The following is a 17,845-nucleotide window of genomic DNA, read 5'->3' as shown; positions in this document are numbered from 1 at the left end:
GGGCCTTCGGCCTCAGCGCAAGCCGTGATCGAATTCGGTCGAGACGCTGCTGACCGCATCGGCGGTGGAGACAAATCCTGGCACCGATGCCGCACGCTTTTCGTTTCGCGTCCAGGCGACATATTCGGCAATCCCGCGCGGAAGGCCCGGCGCCGCTTTCGCCGCAGGCATTTGAAAGCCGCTGCTGAACCTGGCTAGGCGCGCCCTGAATACCGCGACCATCTCCTCGAAGCTTGCTGGCGTCACGCTAGCGTAAGCGATGGTGCCGCCGGCGAGCCCGGCTTCGCGTGAGAGCGGCACCGGTATCGAGGTGAGATAATCCGGCTGCACGTCGATCAGGCCGCCGAACGGCCACTGCGCGCGCAATTCCGTGGCGTTCATCGGCGCGACGCTGACGTCGATATCGTTGGGTGTGCCCGCGACCCTGTAAGGGCAGCGGAACCGGCCGCAATTTGCTCGCGCCGAAAACTGCCAGAGCGCATAACCCTGCCAGTTGCCCATCGGAAAATGCACGTCGATGTCGGGCTTGTAGCGCGCATACCACAGCGGCAGCCGCGACAGCAGCTGGTATTTGTATCTGTTGTCGGCGATGTGCCGGGCGGTCGTTCCATTGGTGTAGAGCACTGGAAAGCGGCCGAGCCGCCGATGCACCTGGCGGACGAATTCTTCGGCGTCGTCCAGCGACATCCACTGCGTCGGATCGTCGTCCTCGATGTCGAGGGCAAGCAGGTCGTCCGGCCCGAGTTCGGCGAACTCGATGAAATGATTGGCCTGGCCGACCGGGTTGCCGGGGCGGGCGAGGTGATAGGCGCCCCATTTCAAGCCAAGCGCCTTGGCCACAACCTTGCGCGTCTGGAACAACTCACGCGCCACCGCATGGCGCTTCCAAAGCGTCTTGCACAGCCGCACCTCGGTCTCGTCGCCGAAACAGAAATAGGGTGGCGGCATTCCGTCGGATGCCTTGTTGATGAAGCCGACAAGACGCTTGTCGGTGGCAAGCCTGGTCCAGTCGATGGAATTGTATTCGTAGGCGTCGACGACCAGCGCCCGGTCGGCATCCTTCCACGGTTCGGAGAAATCCGAGGCCTTTGCCGGCGTCAGCATCAGGGTCATCGCGGCCGCGACAAGGAGAAGCGCTGAGCGGACAAGGGGGCGCGCCGGCGTTTTCAAACAGCAGATCCTTGCTGGCCAAAGCCAAATCCTGAACCGCCATGGTTAAGGAAATGCTTCGGGTGCCGAAGGGGCGAGTTGGAGCGCTGGCGAAACGACCCTTGGTGCTCCTCAAGAGCAAGGCGATGGTTGCGATTATTAGCCAAATAGTTTCAACGCTGTTGCTATGGGCAGGAACAGTGATAGCGGGCGGCTCTGAAATGGGGTGAAGCCATGCTTGCGATAATACGCGACCGCCTGGTCATCCTTGGCATCGACAATCAACGCGAAGGCTGCTGGGGCAGCGCTAACGCTGCGTCGCAGCGCATCCACGATCAGCGCCGACCCGACCCGCCGCCGCTGGTATCGGGCATCGACGGCCAGCCTGCCGACCAATATCGCGGGCAGAACCGGGTAGCGTGGCAGATGTTTTGTCTGTTCGTCAGGCAAGGACGCGATCGGTATGCTCGACGCCGCCAAAGTGTAATATCCGGCGATCGCGCCGACATCGTGATCCACGGCAACGAAGCAGTTGCCGACTCGGCGTTTGACATCCTGGCTGGCTTGCTCCCGTATATAGCGGTCGAGCGCCGACACCCCGCAGCTGAACGCCTTGCGATCATGCGATCCGCCGAGCGGTTCGATGATGATGGTGAAATTCACCGGGATTCGACGACAAGCCGTTTGTGGGCGTCGGCGGCCTTGCGCAGTGCTTCATTGGGCTCGGGCGGATTGAGAATCGCCTCCATCATGGCGCGCTGATCCTCGACGGAAATACGCAGGATGGTGGTGTTCTCGATAGTACGCTGCGCCGCCTCTTGAGCGGCGGCGACCACGAAGTCGCTGACGCTGCGGCCCTGGATTTCGGCGGCACGTTTCACCACGTCCAGCATATCCGGCGAAATACGGGCTTCGAGACGGGCGGTGCGGGTCTGTTGGTTTGGCATTATCGTCATCCCTGATGCTGCCTTGTACGGGAAATAACCGTACAAAACAAGTGCGTCGTCCGGCTCTAAGTAATTTTGCATACGAGCCAGCAATTGCAAAATCCGCGTGACAAAGTTTGACGTTTACGTAAAAAGAAGATGGACAGGGAACTCCGAAAGCAGATGATTTTGCATCGGCACAGGTCTTAAGTAGACCTGCCAGACTGGGGAGGGCCAGACTGGGGAGGGCCGGGCTGAGGAGGAGCGAACGCCATGTATCGGGCACCGGTCGAGGAGATCGCCTTCACCCTGAAGCATGTCGCCGGCTTGAAGCCGGCGCTCGATGCAGGCAATTTTGGCGAACTCGGCGAGGACCTTGTCGACGCCATTCTGGCCGAGGCCGGCCGCTTCGCCAGCGAGGAGGTGGCGCCGCTCTACACGGTCGGCGACCAGCACGGCGCGGTGCTCAACGGCGCTGCCGTCACTACCCCGCCCGGCTGGAAGGAACTTTATCGCCGCTGGATCGGCGGCGGCTGGAATGCGCTGTCCGCGCCGGAAGCGTATGGCGGCCAGGCGCTGCCGGCCATGCTCGGCGTCGCCGCGCTCGAAATGTGGAACTCCGCCTCGATGGCGTTCGGCATCGCCCCGACGCTGACCATGGCCGCGGTCGAAGCACTCGACAAGCATGGCTCGAAGGCACTCAAGGTCAAATATCTGGAAAAACTGGTCTCCGGCGAATGGATGGGCACCATGAACCTGACCGAGCCGCAGGCAGGCTCGGACCTGAATGCCTTGCGAACCCGCGCCGAACCGGCCGGCGACGGCACCTACCGCATCTTCGGGCAAAAGATATTCATCACCTATGGCGAGCACGATTTCACCGACAACATCATCCATCTGGTGCTGGCGCGGCTGCCGGACGCGCCGGCCGGCACGCGCGGCCTGTCTTTGTTCCTGGTGCCGAAATTCCTCGTCGGAGACGATGGCGCGCTGGGCAGGCGCAACGACGTCTTCTGCTCCGGGCTGGAGCACAAACTGGGCATCCACGCTTCGCCGACCTGCACGATGATTTATGGCGATGGCTTCGAAGGCAGCAGGCCCGGCGCGATCGGCTGGCTGGTCGGCGAGGAGAACAAGGGCCTCGCCTGCATGTTCACCATGATGAACAATGCGCGCCTTGCCGTCGGCATGCAGGGCGTCGCGGTCGCCGAGGCGGCGACGCAGAAGGCGCTCGCGTATGCAAACGACCGCCGGCAAGGCAAAGCGGGAAGCTGCCGCGGTGCCGGCATGGCGCCGATCGTGCATCACCCCGACATCCAGCGCAGTCTTCTGACCATGAAGGCGCTGACCCAGATTGCCCGTGCCATCTGCTATTCCTGCGCCCACGCCATCGATCTCGCGTCACAGAGCGAAGATGCAAAGCACTGGCAGGAGCGCGCCAATCTGTTGACGCCGCTGGCCAAGGCCTTTTCGACCGATGTTGGCGTCGAGGTCGCCTCGCTTGGGCTGCAGGTGCATGGCGGCATGGGGTTCATCGAGGAGACAGGCGCCGCAGCACTTTATCGCGACGCGCGCATCGCGCCCATTTACGAAGGCACCAATGGCATCCAGGCGATCGATCTGGTGACACGCAAGCTGCCGCTCGGCGGCGGCCGGCATGTGCATGGCTACATCGCCGAGCTCAAGGCCGTCGCCGATGCGGTGCGAGCGTCGAACCTTGAAGGCTTCGGCCGCACCGCCGATCGCCTCGACCAGGCGCTCGACGAGCTCTCCCAGGCAACTCGTTTCCTGCAAGACCTGCAGCCCGAAGGCCGTTCGGACGAGGCTCTGGCCGGCGCCACACCTTATCTCAGGCTGATCTCGCTTGCCGCGGGCGGGGCCTATCTGGCGCGCGGCGCGCTTGCCGACCAAAGCCGCATCGCGCTTTGCCGGTTCTTCGCCGAGAACCTGCTTGGCGAAGTGGGCGCGCTCAAGGAGCGCGTCGTCGGCGGCGCCGACAGCCTTGCCGTTGCCGGCAAGGCGCTGATTTCAGCCTGACGTTCGCACGCGCCGATATTCACAAAGGCCCGAAATTCACAAAGGACGAATCCGTGACAGACCACATCCTCGTCGAGCGCCAGGGCGCCATCCAGATCATCCGCATCAATCGTCCGGACAAGAAGAACGCGCTGACCCGCGCCATGTACGCGACGATGTCGGCGGCTCTTGCCGGCGGCGACGCGGATCCGGCGATCCGCGTCCATGTCTTTCTCGGCGTGCCCGGTGCCTTCTCGTCCGGCAACGACCTTGCCGATTTCATGATTGTCGCCTCGGGCGGTGAAGGCGGTACCGAGGTCTGGGATTTCCTGATGGCGCTGGCCAAGGTGGAAAAGCCGATGGTTTCCGGTGTCGACGGCATTGCGGTCGGTATCGGCACCACGCTCAACCTGCATTGCGACCTGACCTTCGCCACGCCGCGCACAATGTTCCGAACGCCCTTCGTCGATCTCGGCCTTGTGCCGGAGGCAGGATCGAGCCTGCTCGCACCGCAGATCCTCGGCCGCCAAGGCGCCTTCGCGCTGCTTGGCCTCGGCGAGGGCTTTTCGGCCGAGAGGGCGAAGGCCGCCGGGCTGATCTACGAAGTGGTCGAGGAGAGGGAACTCGAAGCATCGGTATTGGCGGCGGCGGGCCAGATCGCCGCCAAACCGCCGCAAGCGCTGAAGATCGCGCGCGACCTGATGCGCGGCTCGCGCGACGCCCTTGTCGAGCGCATCGGCCAGGAAAGCCAGCATTTCCGCGAGCGGCTCAAATCCGACGAGGCCCGCGCAGCCTTGACGGCCTTCATGACCAGGAAGAAGGCCTAGACCTTCTGGCCTTGTCTCGCATCGTGGACCCGCCGGCAGCAACCGGCGGGTTTTCTTGCCATGATCTCTTTGTCACATCGCCATTTTTTTACATTCGGCCTGGGCCTTTGCCGAAGACGTGTCGATCATGAATGTCTTGCCTTTGGCGTCGGTCATCAACATCATGCAATGCTTGATCGGTTTCGCCATTTTCATCATTTCGGCGCTCATCTTCGCGTCGGGCATCATGGTGCCCATATGCCCATCGGGCATGATCGCCATGACCTCCCCACCCTTCATCACCGTCATTGTCCCCATCGCGTCCTCCGCAAAGGCTTGCGAAGCGAAAAGGCAGGCAAGACCGGCCATCGTGACCAACCTGAGTGAATGCATTGCTTCCTCCTGAATTTGCGCCGGCGGCGCGTTGAGCCCTTCCCTGGTTCGTTCCGGCAAGCTGGAACGTTTCACGCACACGAGATCGTGATAGTGGGAATTGGAAATCCGGCAGAAGCGGCCCGGCCTTGGCCGCCTTCATGACCGGGAAGAAGGGCTGAAAAAATGGGCGCCGGTGCGGAAGCTGCCGATCTCCCCCTTGTGGGGGAGATCGGCGCTCCACCGTCGTGCCCTACGGATAAAGCCTCACCTTGTCCCAACCGCCCTCGGCGTTGCGCGAAAACACCACACGGTCGTGCAGCCGGAACGGACGGTCGTGCCAGAACTCGATGGTCTGCGGCACGATGCGGAAGCCTGACCAGTGTTTTGGCCGCGGGATGTCGCCGATCGCGTGGCGCGCCGTGTATTCGGCGACCGCTTTTTCTAGCGCGAAGCGGCTCTCCAGCGGCCGCGACTGTTTGGAGGCCCAGGCGCCGATGCGGCTGCCGCGCGGACGCGTCACGTAATAGGCGTCGGCTTCGGCGTCGGTGACGATCTCCACCGGGCCGCGCGCTCGCACCTGCCGGCGCAGCGATTTCCAGTGGAAGCACATCGCCGCTTTCATGCTGCCAAGAATCTCACGGCCCTTGGCACTCTCGAAGTTCGTGTAGAAGACAAAGCCGCCCTCATCGAACCCCTTAAGCAGCACCATACGCACATTCGGCATGCCTTCGGCATCAACGGTCGCCAGCGCCACGCTGTTGGGGTCGTTGATCTCGCTCTTCGTCGCGTCGTCGAGCCACGCCGCAAAGAGCCGGAACGGCTCCGCCGCCTCGGTAAAGTCACCGCTTGTTAACCCGGTTTCGCTCATAGTTTTCCCAAATTTGTCGCCGGCTGGGGAGATTGCCGATTGTCGCGTATCGCGCAAGCTTTTGACAGTGGGCAATGGAGCGTTATCGCTTCGGCCAGCGCCAAAGCCATGATCGTGATAATCGTCCTGCCGCTTGCCGCCTGTGGTGGCGGCGGCTTCAGCCTGGAGCAGGCGGAGGTCGACCGCTCGGTGCTGACCGCGAGCACGCCGGCCTCAGTCATGTCGCTCGATCAAGACCGCGCCTCCGATCAGGCCACGATCCGCAACGCCGTGTCCTCCGCTGACGTCGAGCAACTGGCTGGGCAGGCCGTTCGCTGGGCGAATGCCGACACCGGCTCGCGCGGCTCCATCACCGAGCTGGCGGAATTCAGGGCTAACGGCGAGACATGTCGTCGCTTCACCGCATCGCGCGAAAGCTTCGACGGCGTCGCGCTGTTCAAAGGCGAAATATGCCTGGCCGGCGGCAGCATCTGGCGCATACAGGACTTCAAGGCGCTCTGATTTTCCGCCGGCAACATGGTGGTAAGCCACTGGAATTCCTTCCTATGCGAGCGCATATAGGAGGCGATTATGGACTCACTCCTTCTCCAGGGCAGTAAGCATGCGCGACCCCTATGAGGTGCTGGGCGTTGCCAAGAACGCATCGGCCAAGGACATAAAATCCGCATACCGGAAGCTCGCCAAGAAGTATCATCCGGACCAGAATCCGGATGATCCCAAGGCGAAGGACCGTTTTGCCGCCGCCAACCAGGCTTACGAGATCGTCGGCGACGAGAAGAACCGGGCGGCATTCGATCGCGGCGAGATCGACGCCGACGGCAAACAGCGTTTCCAGGGTTTCGAAGGCGCGGCCGGCGGCGCCGATCCTTTCGCCGGTTTCCGCCGGCAGCAAGGGCCGGGCGGCGCGCATTTCGAATTCCGCACGGGCCGTCCCGGCGGCGATCCGTTCGACGGCAACAGCGACATCTTCAGCCAGATCTTCGGCGATGCTTTCAGCCAGCAGCGCGGCGCCGGCACCGGCGGCCGCCGTCAGGCCCCGACCGCCGCCGATCTCAACGTGACGCTGGACGTCACCATCGAGGAGGCCGCCACCGCGGAGAAGGTGACGGCGATGTTCCCCGACGGCCGCAAGATGGCGGTCAAGTTGCCGGCCTATGTCGAGGACGGCCAGACCATCCGGTTGAAAGGCCAGGGTGAGCAAGGACCGGGGCAGCCGGGCGATGCGCTGGTTAAAATCCGTTTCCGCCGGCACCCGCGCTACCGCGTCGAGGGCCGCGACCTGCATGTCGACCTGCCGGTGGAACTGGCCGATGCGGTGCATGGCGCCAAGGTGGCGGTCGAAACCCCGACCGGCAGGATTGCGGTCAACGTCCCCCCTTGGTCGAGCTCGGACAAGGTTCTGCGGCTGAAGGGCAGGGGCCTACCGGAAAAGGCCGGCGGTCACGGCGACCTCTACGCACACGTGCGGCTGATGCTGCCGGAAGGCGGCGACGCCGAGCTCGAGGCGCTGATGCGCCGTAGAAAGGGCTGACGGTCGAAAAGGCTGGCGCTTAATGCCGTGTGTGTAAAGCGGGCACTCCGGGGTGGGCATGCCCGCGACCATCCGGATCACAATGGAAAGGGAACCTCGTTGATGGCCTGGGAAACTGATGGCTTCAAACCTAGGCGCACAGGAACATCATAGAGCCTGCCGCCGCCCAACCGGGGCTTGGTAGGACGAAGTCCAGGTACAAACACTCGTGCAACAGGCGATTCGGCGTTGTGCGTCAGGTTGACCGCGAAGATCTCAAGTTCCTGCTCGTGGCAGATGTCGAGGCAATAGTTCCAATCCAGTCGCAACTCGGCCGACGAGGCCTGAACTGCTGAATTGCCGGAAAGGTGAGGAAGGCGATGAATGTTCTCGTCCATGTGCCACCGATAGAGGTGCAGCGCGCCGGGGGTGAAGGCCGCCGTGCCGGACGTATCGGCGTTCCGTTTGAGCAGGGTAAGGTTCGCCTCACATTCTGCAAGTTCCCCCACCGCGCGCCGGGCCGCCTCCGACATGGATCGTCCGGCCGCGAATCCGAACGCAATCGCGTCACCGCCCACGTGATGAGAAATTGCAGCGACAATGGGGATGGGCAGGTCAAGCGTCAGGAGCAGAAGCCGCAATTCGCGGTTCTGCGTCAGCAGCCAATCGGCGTACTGGGACGCCAGTCCATCCGACAGCGAAGTCAGGTCTATCCGAGGCAGAACCAGCCGATTGTACCACCATATGGCTGTTGCATCGCGCTCCACGACTTCGCAGAAGCCGCGCACGACCGCGTCCTCTATGCTCGATCCCCTCGCAAGACCATTGGAGTCCGCCGGGGGCAGACCTGATGACTCATCGTTGGGATACCCGAGAAAGCACAATCCCGCAGGCACCCAGGCCTCGCTCGTGCTGAAGCGCGGATCGCTCCGGATCCAGTCCAGCGGCTGCGACCTGCGCCAGCGGATCGGGACCGCGCGGCTATCATCGACGTTTTTGTTCCAATGCAGCCCCTCGCAATACTGCGCATCACTGAAAAGTGTGAGTGCAGGCGGCTCGATCACGCGCCCGCGCAATTCGCCGGCGCGGGCGCGTGAGAGTCGCTCATGAGGGATCATCTGGGCGAAATAGGTTTCATCGGCCTCATACCCGCAGGCGGTTGCCGCCTCCTTGGTGGTGTTGCCCCACCCTGACACAAAACGAGAAGGTCTGGCCCCTCGGACGGGGCCGACCGCGACCGTGATCGGGCATCTGAGCGTGGGATCGGTGATCACGATGGGGCCGTAAACCAGGCTTGACCCGCCGGCCCCTGCCTCGGACGCCCGCCGCTCCGGCATTATGGACCCTTCACCCAAGCACGGCCCTCACATGTTCAATCCTCTACAGTATCGGCACCAATTGCTCATTCGCACGCTGACACGCACTGGAGTATGATGCAAACTCCTGCGAGACGCTTTGATATCGTCAAGCCGACGTCGAACATAATATAACCCGCCGAGGGAGAGAATGAACGCGGGCGACAGCAATCTTCAGCGACGTCTGACGGCTATCCTGGCTGCTGACATGGTCGGTTACTCGTCGCTGATGGCCCGCGACGAAGAGCGCACCTTCGCGCTCGTCAAACATCTCATGCAGGACGAAATAGAGCCTAGGATCACGCAGCACCGGGGACGGGTTGTGAGAACGACCGGAGACGGGATGCTCGCCGAGTTTCCAAGCGCTTTCGGAGCCGTGCAGTCAGCAGTGGAAGTCCAGGAACTGCTTGTCGGCCAGTCTTCGGGGAAGGCCAGCCAGGAAATTTTTCTCCGGATTGGGATCAACTTCGGTGATATTATTGTCGATACCGATGGCGATGTGTTTGGAGATACCGTCAACATAGCCGCGCGCCTGGAACAGTTCGCCAGCCCGGGCGGTATCTGCCTTTCCGGAAAGGTACACGACGAAGTTCGCGACAAATTTAATCTTCCGTTTGAATATTGCGGCGAACAGCATCTCAAGAACATTCCACGCCCGATTCCCGTATACTCGTTGTTCCAAAAGCCCAAAGGGCTGCCACCTGCATCGACTGCGCAGGTGGCTGGTCCGAGCAAGCCCTCCATCCTCGTTCGCCCGTTCAAGAGCGCGGGCGACGTCCAACCCTATTTCAGTGGCGGCTTCACCGAAGACATCGTCACGGAACTGACGCGCTTTACTCAGCTTACGGTTGCGTCCCATTATACGTCGACGCGGCTCAAGGATGTGGACCTGGTCGCGGATAACGGCGTGGATTTCGTCATCGAAGGCGGGATCCGCCGCATGGGCCGGCGAATGCGCATTACATGCGAGCTGGTCGACGCAACCTCGGGTGAGTGCTTGTGGGCCGAGCGCTACGACGGGGACGAGCAGGACATCTTCGATGTCCAGGACGAACTGATCGGGAAGATCGTCGGGACCGTTATCGGCCGTCTTACGGCCGCAGGCGCCGAGAAGGCGCGGCGTAAACCACCTGCCAATCTCGCGGCCTATGAGTGCGTGCTCCGGGGCAATGCCCTGCCCCTGGGCGACATCGCGGCCGAAATGGAGGCTCGACAGTGGTATCAGCGAGCGATCGAGCTCGATCCATCCTACGGGCGCGCGTACGCCAAGCTCGCCCACTATAAGCAGCTTGAATGGTTTCGCGACATGGGGCCGTCGGATGCGGTGCTTGCCGAGGCTTATGACATCGCCAAAAAAGCGGTGGCGCTTTCCCCCAATGATCCAGTCTGCCTGAACATACTGGGCTGGGTGCTCCTCCACCGTCGTGATTTCGACGTCGCATCTCAGCTATACACACGCGCGCTCGAACTCAATCCGCACGATCCCGAGCAGGTCTCCTATCAAGGGACTTATCAAACATTTGCCGGCGAGCCCCAAAGTGCCTTGGACTGGTTCGAACGGGCGCGAGTGCTCGATCCCCTATACGAGCCTTCATGGTATTGGCCGTTCCGCGGTCTTGCCCATTTCATTGCCCACCGTCCGGATAAGGCAGTCGTCGATCTGGGCCGCTCGTCCACCATGCCGACCTGGGTTAAGGTCTATCTGGCTGCAGCGAACGCCCTGCTTGGCCGAAACGAAGAGGCGAAGAGCTACACGTATCTGGTTCTGCGTGGCGCACCGGAGTTCTCCGGGCGGCGGTTCGCCACCAAGGAACCTTACAAGCTGGAGGGTGACCGTAACACGCTGCTCAACGGCATGCGGGAAGCGGGATTGCCCGAGTAGGGACTGGCGACTATCTGCAGCCGAAGAGCACGGCCGTGGCGAGCTCGTCATGGTAGTGCCTGCCCTGGGCGTATTTGTGGTAGTCGTGGAGATAATCGATCAGATCGCTGCGGGTCAGGACCCCCCTCGGCACCTGGGGCACCACCACATTGATCAAGTTCGGTTCGTCCACGTGAACTTCGACAGACACTCCCGTTTCCACGATGTCTTCCAGCACCATTTTGAGATCACGCTTCAGGTCCGCATAGGCGGCAGCATCCGGGATCGCGTCGCCCCCGTCGAGAGGGTCATCCTCGTATTTTATGGGCTGCCCATTCAGATCTTCTATCGTTAGTGTCTGCGAATGTGGCGCTGTTCCGGCGGCGGCGGTCCGGACCCTGATGTTGCCGATAGCACGGCCTGCTTCCGGCCGAAGTCTGATAGTATCACCGACGGCGAAAATCTGCCGATCAATGGTAATTGTTAGGGGATCTGTTGAATCCATGGACAAGATACGTGACGAGGCCGGCAAAAGCTTGAGCCAGGCCCCTACGATCGCTGCGCCGATCTCTTGGACTTGCCGACCTGGCTTCAATTCTGCCCTGGGCATCGCCGAGGCTCCCCTCCGAGGTCAATGCAAATAGCCTAAACGCATTTTGCATCTGTCGCAAGCAATGCGCAGGCGGCATGCTCGCATCGACTCGATGTTTTCATGGACAGAAAGCCGTATTGGGAGCATTCTGATCCTCGCGGTATCAGTAACGACAGCCGGAGGGTGTACGAATGATACTTGCTCAACTTCGTGTGCTGTTGCTCGGCTGTCTCCTCGCCGTTGTCGGAACAGCGAGACCGGAAGCGTCAGGCGAGGAGGGCTTCACCGACAGCGGTGACATCGAAAAGACTTTCATCGTCGACATCGCCAGGGCGGCGGAGTTACGCAAGGATATCGGCGCGCTAAACAAGTTCATCGCAGGCAAGGGCAAGCTGGAAGCGGTGGACATGCCGGATATCGGTATCAGCATCGTGACGGGGACCTTTTCCGAGAGCGAGATCGAAGAGCTGCGCTCCAGGGGATATGAGGAGCCGGATCCTTTCGTGGTGAACCTGTTCGATGGTGCCACCTGCGAGGGGCCGGAACTCCTGGGCATCTCGCCGACTGCGGATGTTGTCCCTCCCAGCGTCTGCAGGGTCGTCGGGTCACCACAGCCGGTGGCTTCAGGATCGCCCACCGTATGGATCATCGACAGCGGAGTGGATTGGAGCGTTGTCACCGCCGGGCTCCTCAAGGTTCAGGAAGCCATCGATTGCACGAGCAGCCCATGCCAGACCGTGTCGAGCCTCGACGACACAGTAGGGCACGGGACGATGGTGGCAGCAGTTATCGGCGGAAAGCGTGTCAAGCAGGGCGACCAGTATATAGGTCTGGTTGGTGTCAGCCCCGACGCCCCGCTCAAGATCGTAAAGGCCTTCAGTAAGCTGAAGACCGAAATTTTCGGCCCGCCTCTTCTCGCGCTTCGCCATGTTCGGGACAACGCGGTCGCTGGGGATATTCTGAACTTGAGTTGGGGTGCATTATATCTGGAGAGCACCAGACGCGGAAGCACGTTGCAAGATCTTAAATTTCTCGACGCCCTTCTTTATCAGATCGCCGACCGTCAGGTGCGCGTTGTGGTAGCTGCGGGCAACCCCCGGGAAGACGAAGAGGGCCCTTGGGTACAGTCTTATTTCCCGGCCAATGCGGCGACTTATTTTTCGCCTGTGACGACAGGAAACAAGGTGGGAGCGATATACAGCGCTTCGGCTTCCAACAGCGAATATATTCAGGTGGCAACTCCTGGGAAATGCCAAGGCATCAGCAACGCCTGGTGCGACACGCTATGGCGCGGGGGGGCGTTCGGCGCGTCCTATGCCGAACCGGGCGTCAATGTCCTGTCACTGTGGAAGAGCCGAAAGAACGGCAAGCTCCGGAGGAACATCTGTTCGGGCACATCTTTCGCAGCCCCGGCACTTGCCGGCCTTTTGGTTCGCAACGCGCAGCCGACTAACAAGGCTCTGACAACGGGAAGTCTTAGCCCGAATACGGATCTGCTAGGGTATATGACCGCGGGTACGCCGGTGAACCCAAGTTCGGACGAGCCTAAATGCAACTGACCCGAAGGGCAGCGCTGCAAGGTTTGGCCTTGGCGTCCGCGTTCGGTAGCGTGCGTCTGGCCGGTGCCTCGCTTGTGGACGAAGATCCTCGCCTTCTGCTCGTCCACGTGCGTGGCGGACTCGATGCACTAGCTGCCGTGCCGCCCTACGGCGATCCGCATTTTGCCTCGGCGCGCGGGCCCCTCGTGCCTTTCCCGAACTCTGGCGTCGCCGAGATGCTCAAGCTCGACGGGCTCTTCGCGCTTCATCCGGCGCTCGGGTCTCTCCTGCCCCACTACTCGTGCGGCGAGTTGCTGATCGTGCCCGCGACCGCCATTCCGGATGTGGGCCGGTCCCACGCGGCCGCCCAGGCGGCGCTGTTCGACGGCGATATCGACGGCGGCAGCGCCGGATGGCTCGACCGGGCTTCTTCTGTACTGTCGGGCCGGCAGAAGGCGGTGTGGCGGGGCAGACCGGCCGATCGATCGATGGACATGCTGGCCCATCTTGCGCTGGCCAATCCTCGGCTCGAACTCGTCCGCCTCTACGCCGAGGGCACTTGGCCGTCCGGCGCAAAAGGCAGCGAAAGCCTGCTGGAACAACATGCCGCATGCGACGCGGCTCGCTTCGGCGACGCGGCCAGGAGCGCGGCGCTTGCCCTGTCAGCTACGGGCGGACCGCGGATCGCGATGCTCGAGGTGGCCGGCTTCGACACGCATGTGGCGCAGGGAGCGGACTTCGGAAGGCTGGCGCGGAGTTTGAATGGGCTGGCGCGGGGCCTCATTGCATTTGCCCAAGCGTCCGGGCCTGCCTGGAACAGGACGGCGGTGCTGGTGGTCACGGAGTTCGGCCGTTCCGTGGTGCCCAACACCGACGGCGGCACTGATCACGGCGTCGCGAGTGTCACCTTGTTAATGGGTGGCGCCGTTGCCGGCGGGCGAGTAGGCAATCGCTGGCCCGGTCTTGCTCGAGACCTGCTTCATGGCGGAACAGACTTGGCTGCTACGACGGACGTACGATCGATCATAAAGGGCGTGCTGACGGAACACCTGCGTCTTCCTGACCGAGCAATGGCTGAAATTTTCCCAGGCGCTGCCGGGATACCGGCGGTGCGTGGACTGTTTATCGGGAGCCGTTGTCCAGGCGGAGGTCGACTGGCTTCGATGTGATCTCCAGCGCGGTTTAGCTTCTTATCCGCGTCGGCTACGGGACGCATCGGACTGCAATAGGCGGACGCCTAATCTTAAGTGGCCGCTTCTAAGAAGCTTCCGGAATCACGGCTATTGTGAAGGGTTTCGAATGCCGGCCTCCCAGCGCGGTCGCCTATAATGTCCGGTTTAAGGCAATGGCCGAGCTAACTTGAATGGCCGAGATGAGGCGCAAAGCGGTCGCCAACGGCCCAAAGTATGGAAGTCGGCTCGGGGTCATGAGCGTGACTTCGGCCGCTGGCCAACGAAACTTCCGCCAAAGGGTCATCTTCCGCCGTGCCACACCGACACCAGTGTCGGATTTTTCCACTGGCCCACGACCGCAAGGTCAAGGCGCTACAGCGTCCTTTGCGCGCCCAAAGGACGCGCGGCGCTGTTGAGCAACCGCTTTGTCCCCCGAACTGTCCGCTTTGAACGCTTGAAGGGGCACTGTGGCTGTGCGATAGGCACTCCACAAAGTAGAGAACCTTGCGGAGAGCGCTGACATGGCGGGTGGACGGGGCCTTATGGCCGGCAAGCGCGGCCTTATCCTTGGCATCGCCAACAATCGCTCGATCGCTTACGGCATCGCCAAGGCCTGTGTCGATCACGGCGCCGAGATCGCGCTGACCTATCAGGGCGAGGCGTTCAAGAAACGCGTCGAGCCGCTCGCGGCGGAACTGGGCGCGCATGTCGCCGGCCATTGTGATGTGACCGACCCGGCCAGCCTCGATGCGGTGTTCGCCGATATCGCCAGCCATTGGGGCAAGCTCGATTTCCTCGTCCACGCCATCGCCTTTTCCGACAAGGACGAACTGACCGGCCGCTATGTCGAGACGACGCGCGACAATTTCCTGCGCACCATGGATATTTCGGTCTATTCCTTCACGACCATCGCCAAACGTGCCGAGGCGCTGATGACCGACGGCGGCTCGCTGCTGACGCTGACCTATTACGGCGCGGAAAAGGTGATGCCGCACTACAACGTCATGGGCGTCGCCAAGGCGGCACTCGAAGCCAGCGTGCGCTATCTGGCCGTCGACCTCGGCGCCAAGAAGATCCGCGTCAACGCGATCTCCGCCGGCCCGATCAAGACGCTTGCCGCATCCGGCATCGGCGATTTCCGCTATATCCTGAAATGGAACGAATACAATTCGCCGTTGAAGCAGACGGTTACGCAGGAGGAGGTTGGCGATTCCGGCGTCTATTTCCTGTCAGACCTTTCGCGCGGCGTCACCGGCGAGATCCATCATGTCGATTCCGGCTATCATGTCGTCGGTATGAAGGCCGTTGACGCGCCGGATATTTCGACGGTCAAGGACTGACGCCACCGCCTGACCTCTTCCGGAAGACCTGATGTACCCGCTCGTCTATATCGTGCGCCACGGCCAGACGGCGTGGAACGCCGAGGCCCGGCTGCAGGGGCAGGCCGATACCGACCTCAACGAGCTTGGCCGCGAGCAGGCTAGCCACAACGGGCGCAGGCTGGCCGAACTCATCGACAAGCCCGAAGATTTCGACTTTGTCGCCAGCCCGATGCGGCGCACGCGCGAGACGATGGAGCGCCTGCGCGCGGCGATGAAGCTCGATCCGCACGCCTATCGTACCGAGTCGCTGCTCGTAGAATTGAGCTTTGGCGACTGGCAGGGTTTCACCTTTGCCGAACTCGAGGCGAACGATCCCGGTTCGACCAGGCACCGACGCCTCGATAAATGGAACTTCCAGCCGCCCGGCGAAGGCGCCGAAAGCTATCAGATGCTGCTCGAACGGGTGAAGCCGTGGTTCGACGCGCTCGATCGCCAGACGGTCTGCGTGACCCATGGTGGTGTCATGCGCGCGCTGTTCCGCTTCGTGCTGGGGATGTCCGAACAAGATGCGGTCAGCATGGAAGTGCCGCAGGACCGCGTGCTCAGGCTGGACGGCCGGCGCCTGGAGTGGCTTTGAGACCGATGACGTAGCCTATGTTGAGATCAGGTCGGGCCGGCCTCAGCTGAATATCGACGCGTCCTACTCGGTCGATCCGGTGTCCGGCAGTTCCATGTCGGTGACGACGTTCTCGCCATTCGTCACGTCATAGGCGAGGACGATGTCCATGCCTGGCTTCAGTGCATCGAGGTCGGTTTCGGCGTTCAGCTTGTAGGACTTGCCGTCGTCCAGCGTCAGCGTCAGCGCATCCTTGTCGACCTTCTTGATCAGGCCTTCGGTCTGGCCGGCGAAGGCGGCGGTGGAAATCAACAGCGTGGCGGCAACAGCGCCAATCAGGATACGCATCATCGTCCTCTTTAATTATTGCCGGTACAGCGGCTCGGTCCAACGGAACGGAACTGAGCAGAAATCAATCGAATGTGTCAAAACTAAATCCGCGGGATCACAGTTTGACCACTGTGGAAAACGCCAATAGAAGGCAGGCGACAGCGCCGCGCGTCCTCCTGGACGCGCAAAGGACGCTGTAGCACTTTTGTTTTTGTGTATGATCCTTTCCGAAAATCGCTCCGATTTTCGGGGTCATGCGCTGAGCCGGCTCCGACGCCGGCAGGGCTGGTTCCATGTCGCACAACACATTCGGCCATCTTTTCCGCGTCACCACCTGGGGCGAAAGCCATGGGCCGGCGCTGGGCTGCGTCGTCGACGGCTGTCCGCCAGGCATCCGCTTCACTCGCGACCAGATCCAGGCCGAACTCGACAAGCGCCGCCCCGGCCAGTCACGTTTTGTGACGCAGCGTCGCGAACCTGACGAGGTCAAGGTCCTGTCCGGCTTCATCCTCGATGAGGACGGCGAGACGATGATCACCACCGGCACGCCGGTGTCGATGCTGATCGACAATGTCGACCAGCGCTCCAAGGATTATGGCGACATCGCCCGCCAGTTCCGGCCGGGCCACGCCGATTACACTTACGAGGTCAAATACGGCCTGCGCGATTACCGCGGCGGCGGCCGCTCCTCGGCGCGTGAGACGGCGGCGCGGGTGGCGGCCGGAGCGCTTGCCCGCAAGGTCGTGCCCGGCATGGTGGTGCGCGGCGCGCTGGTGTCGATGGGCGATAAATCGATCGATCGCGCCAATTGGAACTGGAATTTCGTCGGCGACGCCGAAAACCCATTCTTCACTCCCGATCCGGCGTCCGTCGCCGTTTTCACCAAATATCTGGACGGCATTCGCAAGGCGGGCTCCTCGGTCGGTGCGGTCATCGAGATCGTCGCCGACGGCGTGCCGGCGGGGCTTGGCGCGCCGATCTATGCCAAGCTCGACCAGGACATCGCCGCCGGCCTGATGTCGATCAACGCCGTCAAGGGCGTCGAGATCGGCAACGGTTTCGAGGCCGCCCGCATCACCGGCGAGGAGAATGCCGATGAGATGCGCATGGGCAATGACGGCAAGCCGGTCTTCCTGTCCAACAATGCCGGCGGCATCCTCGGCGGCATCTCGACCGGCCAGGCGATCGTCGCGCGTTTCGCCGTCAAGCCGACCTCGTCGATCTTGACGCCGCGAAAGTCGATCGACAAGGACGGTAACGACGTCGAGATCATGACCAAGGGCCGCCACGATCCATGCGTCGGCATCCGCGCCGTGCCGATCGGCGAGGCGATGGTTGCCTGCGCCATTGCCGATCATTATCTGCGTCATCGGGGACAGACAGGTAGGGGAGTAGGGGAGTAGGGGAGT

General features: G+C 62.1%; 18 protein-coding genes. 10 read left to right on the top strand and 8 right to left on the bottom strand.

The genetic code is table 11. The features are described 5' to 3' along the window. Positions 1 to 12 precede the first annotated feature (12 nt). The 3 genes from NKI16_RS11310 to NKI16_RS11300 all read right to left on the bottom strand — a co-directional run bounded on the left by NKI16_RS11310 (position 13) and on the right by NKI16_RS11300 (position 2,189). Positions 13 to 1,170 carry a glycoside hydrolase family 25 protein gene (locus tag NKI16_RS11310; RefSeq protein WP_502897580.1) on the bottom strand — a complete coding sequence of 386 codons (1,158 nt, stop codon included), beginning with the start codon at positions 1,168 to 1,170 and terminating at the stop codon, positions 13 to 15. Positions 1,171 to 1,308: 138 nt separating this feature from the next. Further along, positions 1,309 to 1,812: a GNAT family N-acetyltransferase gene (locus NKI16_RS11305; RefSeq protein ID WP_352635365.1), complete on the bottom strand. Its 504-nt coding sequence runs from the start codon at positions 1,810 to 1,812 to the stop codon at positions 1,309 to 1,311. Beyond that, positions 1,809 to 2,189 (bottom strand): type II toxin-antitoxin system TacA family antitoxin, encoded by a 381-nt coding sequence (locus NKI16_RS11300; RefSeq protein ID WP_352692193.1) that lies wholly within the window; start codon positions 2,187 to 2,189, stop codon positions 1,809 to 1,811. Before NKI16_RS11300 ends, NKI16_RS11305 begins: the two co-directional genes overlap by 4 nt. A 159-nt stretch (positions 2,190 to 2,348) precedes the next feature. Between NKI16_RS11300 and NKI16_RS11295 the strand changes: the two genes are divergently transcribed. Together NKI16_RS11295 and NKI16_RS11290 are read left to right on the top strand one after the other, a co-directional pair. Next, positions 2,349 to 4,112, top strand: a complete 1,764-nt coding sequence (locus NKI16_RS11295) for an acyl-CoA dehydrogenase family protein (protein WP_352692192.1) — start codon at positions 2,349 to 2,351, stop codon at positions 4,110 to 4,112. Positions 4,113 to 4,165: 53 nt separating this feature from the next. Beyond that, the gene (locus tag NKI16_RS11290; RefSeq protein WP_023674099.1) at positions 4,166 to 4,918 is read left to right on the top strand and encodes a crotonase/enoyl-CoA hydratase family protein; all 753 of its coding nucleotides are present in this window, start codon (positions 4,166 to 4,168) and stop codon (positions 4,916 to 4,918) included. 72 nt (positions 4,919 to 4,990) lie between these two features. Here the strand turns inward: NKI16_RS11290 and NKI16_RS11285 are convergent, their stop codons facing one another. Continuing rightward, entirely contained in the window at positions 4,991 to 5,266 is a 276-nt protein-coding gene (locus NKI16_RS11285) for a hypothetical protein (protein ID WP_023674100.1), read from the bottom strand. Positions 5,267 to 5,522: 256 nt separating this feature from the next. Continuing rightward, a complete protein-coding gene (gene pdxH / locus NKI16_RS11280; protein ID WP_023674101.1) occupies positions 5,523 to 6,140 on the bottom strand; it encodes a pyridoxamine 5'-phosphate oxidase in 618 nt (205 codons plus the stop codon). 39 nt (positions 6,141 to 6,179) lie between these two features. Between pdxH and NKI16_RS11275 the strand changes: the two genes are divergently transcribed. Beyond that, on the top strand, positions 6,180 to 6,641 hold the full coding sequence (locus NKI16_RS11275) for an RT0821/Lpp0805 family surface protein (protein ID WP_023674102.1): 462 nt from the start codon (positions 6,180 to 6,182) through the stop codon (positions 6,639 to 6,641). A 100-nt stretch (positions 6,642 to 6,741) separates the two neighbouring features. Continuing rightward, complete coding sequence (locus tag NKI16_RS11270; protein WP_023674103.1) at positions 6,742 to 7,671, top strand: DnaJ C-terminal domain-containing protein; 930 nt, start codon at positions 6,742 to 6,744, stop codon at positions 7,669 to 7,671. Positions 7,672 to 7,748: 77 nt separating this feature from the next. Here the strand turns inward: NKI16_RS11270 and NKI16_RS11265 are convergent, their stop codons facing one another. Further along, positions 7,749 to 8,924: a YcaO-like family protein gene (locus tag NKI16_RS11265; protein WP_352922751.1), complete on the bottom strand. Its 1,176-nt coding sequence runs from the start codon at positions 8,922 to 8,924 to the stop codon at positions 7,749 to 7,751. A gap of 232 nt (positions 8,925 to 9,156) precedes the next feature. On the opposite strand from NKI16_RS11265, the gene NKI16_RS11260 reads away from it, so the two are divergent. Continuing rightward, positions 9,157 to 10,887: an adenylate/guanylate cyclase domain-containing protein gene (locus tag NKI16_RS11260; RefSeq protein WP_031211050.1), complete on the top strand. Its 1,731-nt coding sequence runs from the start codon at positions 9,157 to 9,159 to the stop codon at positions 10,885 to 10,887. Positions 10,888 to 10,897: 10 nt separating this feature from the next. On the opposite strand, the gene NKI16_RS11255 is transcribed toward NKI16_RS11260, so the two are convergent. Then, complete coding sequence (locus NKI16_RS11255) at positions 10,898 to 11,476, bottom strand: hypothetical protein (protein WP_023674106.1); 579 nt, start codon at positions 11,474 to 11,476, stop codon at positions 10,898 to 10,900. 173 nt (positions 11,477 to 11,649) lie between these two features. Here NKI16_RS11255 and NKI16_RS11250 point away from each other — a divergent pair, with 173 nt between their 5' ends. The 4 genes from NKI16_RS11250 (at position 11,650) to NKI16_RS11235 (ending at position 16,127) form a co-directional block, all read left to right on the top strand. After that, on the top strand, positions 11,650 to 13,017 hold the full coding sequence (locus tag NKI16_RS11250) for a S8 family serine peptidase (RefSeq protein WP_023674107.1): 1,368 nt from the start codon (positions 11,650 to 11,652) through the stop codon (positions 13,015 to 13,017). Continuing rightward, a complete protein-coding gene (locus NKI16_RS11245) occupies positions 13,008 to 14,165 on the top strand; it encodes a DUF1501 domain-containing protein (protein ID WP_352635352.1) in 1,158 nt (385 codons plus the stop codon). The genes NKI16_RS11250 and NKI16_RS11245 overlap by 10 nt, the downstream gene beginning before the upstream one ends. A gap of 524 nt (positions 14,166 to 14,689) precedes the next feature. Then, positions 14,690 to 15,508, top strand: coding sequence for an enoyl-ACP reductase FabI (gene fabI / locus NKI16_RS11240; RefSeq protein WP_031211054.1), 819 nt, complete (start codon positions 14,690 to 14,692; stop codon positions 15,506 to 15,508). A gap of 31 nt (positions 15,509 to 15,539) precedes the next feature. Beyond that, positions 15,540 to 16,127 (top strand): histidine phosphatase family protein, encoded by a 588-nt coding sequence (locus tag NKI16_RS11235; protein ID WP_352839533.1) that lies wholly within the window; start codon positions 15,540 to 15,542, stop codon positions 16,125 to 16,127. A gap of 63 nt (positions 16,128 to 16,190) precedes the next feature. Here the strand turns inward: NKI16_RS11235 and NKI16_RS11230 are convergent, their stop codons facing one another. After that, positions 16,191 to 16,454: a DUF1344 domain-containing protein gene (locus NKI16_RS11230; RefSeq protein WP_023716902.1), complete on the bottom strand. Its 264-nt coding sequence runs from the start codon at positions 16,452 to 16,454 to the stop codon at positions 16,191 to 16,193. A gap of 275 nt (positions 16,455 to 16,729) precedes the next feature. Between NKI16_RS11230 and aroC the strand changes: the two genes are divergently transcribed. Continuing rightward, a complete protein-coding gene (gene aroC / locus NKI16_RS11225; RefSeq protein WP_352839530.1) occupies positions 16,730 to 17,839 on the top strand; it encodes a chorismate synthase in 1,110 nt (369 codons plus the stop codon). Positions 17,840 to 17,845: the final 6 nt, after the last annotated feature.

It is taken from the genome of Mesorhizobium sp. M0698 (assembly GCF_040320455.1).
Classification (GTDB): Bacteria; Pseudomonadota; Alphaproteobacteria; order Rhizobiales; family Rhizobiaceae; genus Mesorhizobium.
Note: the sequence above shows the minus strand (reverse complement) of the source record. Positions and strands in the feature narration are given on the sequence as shown.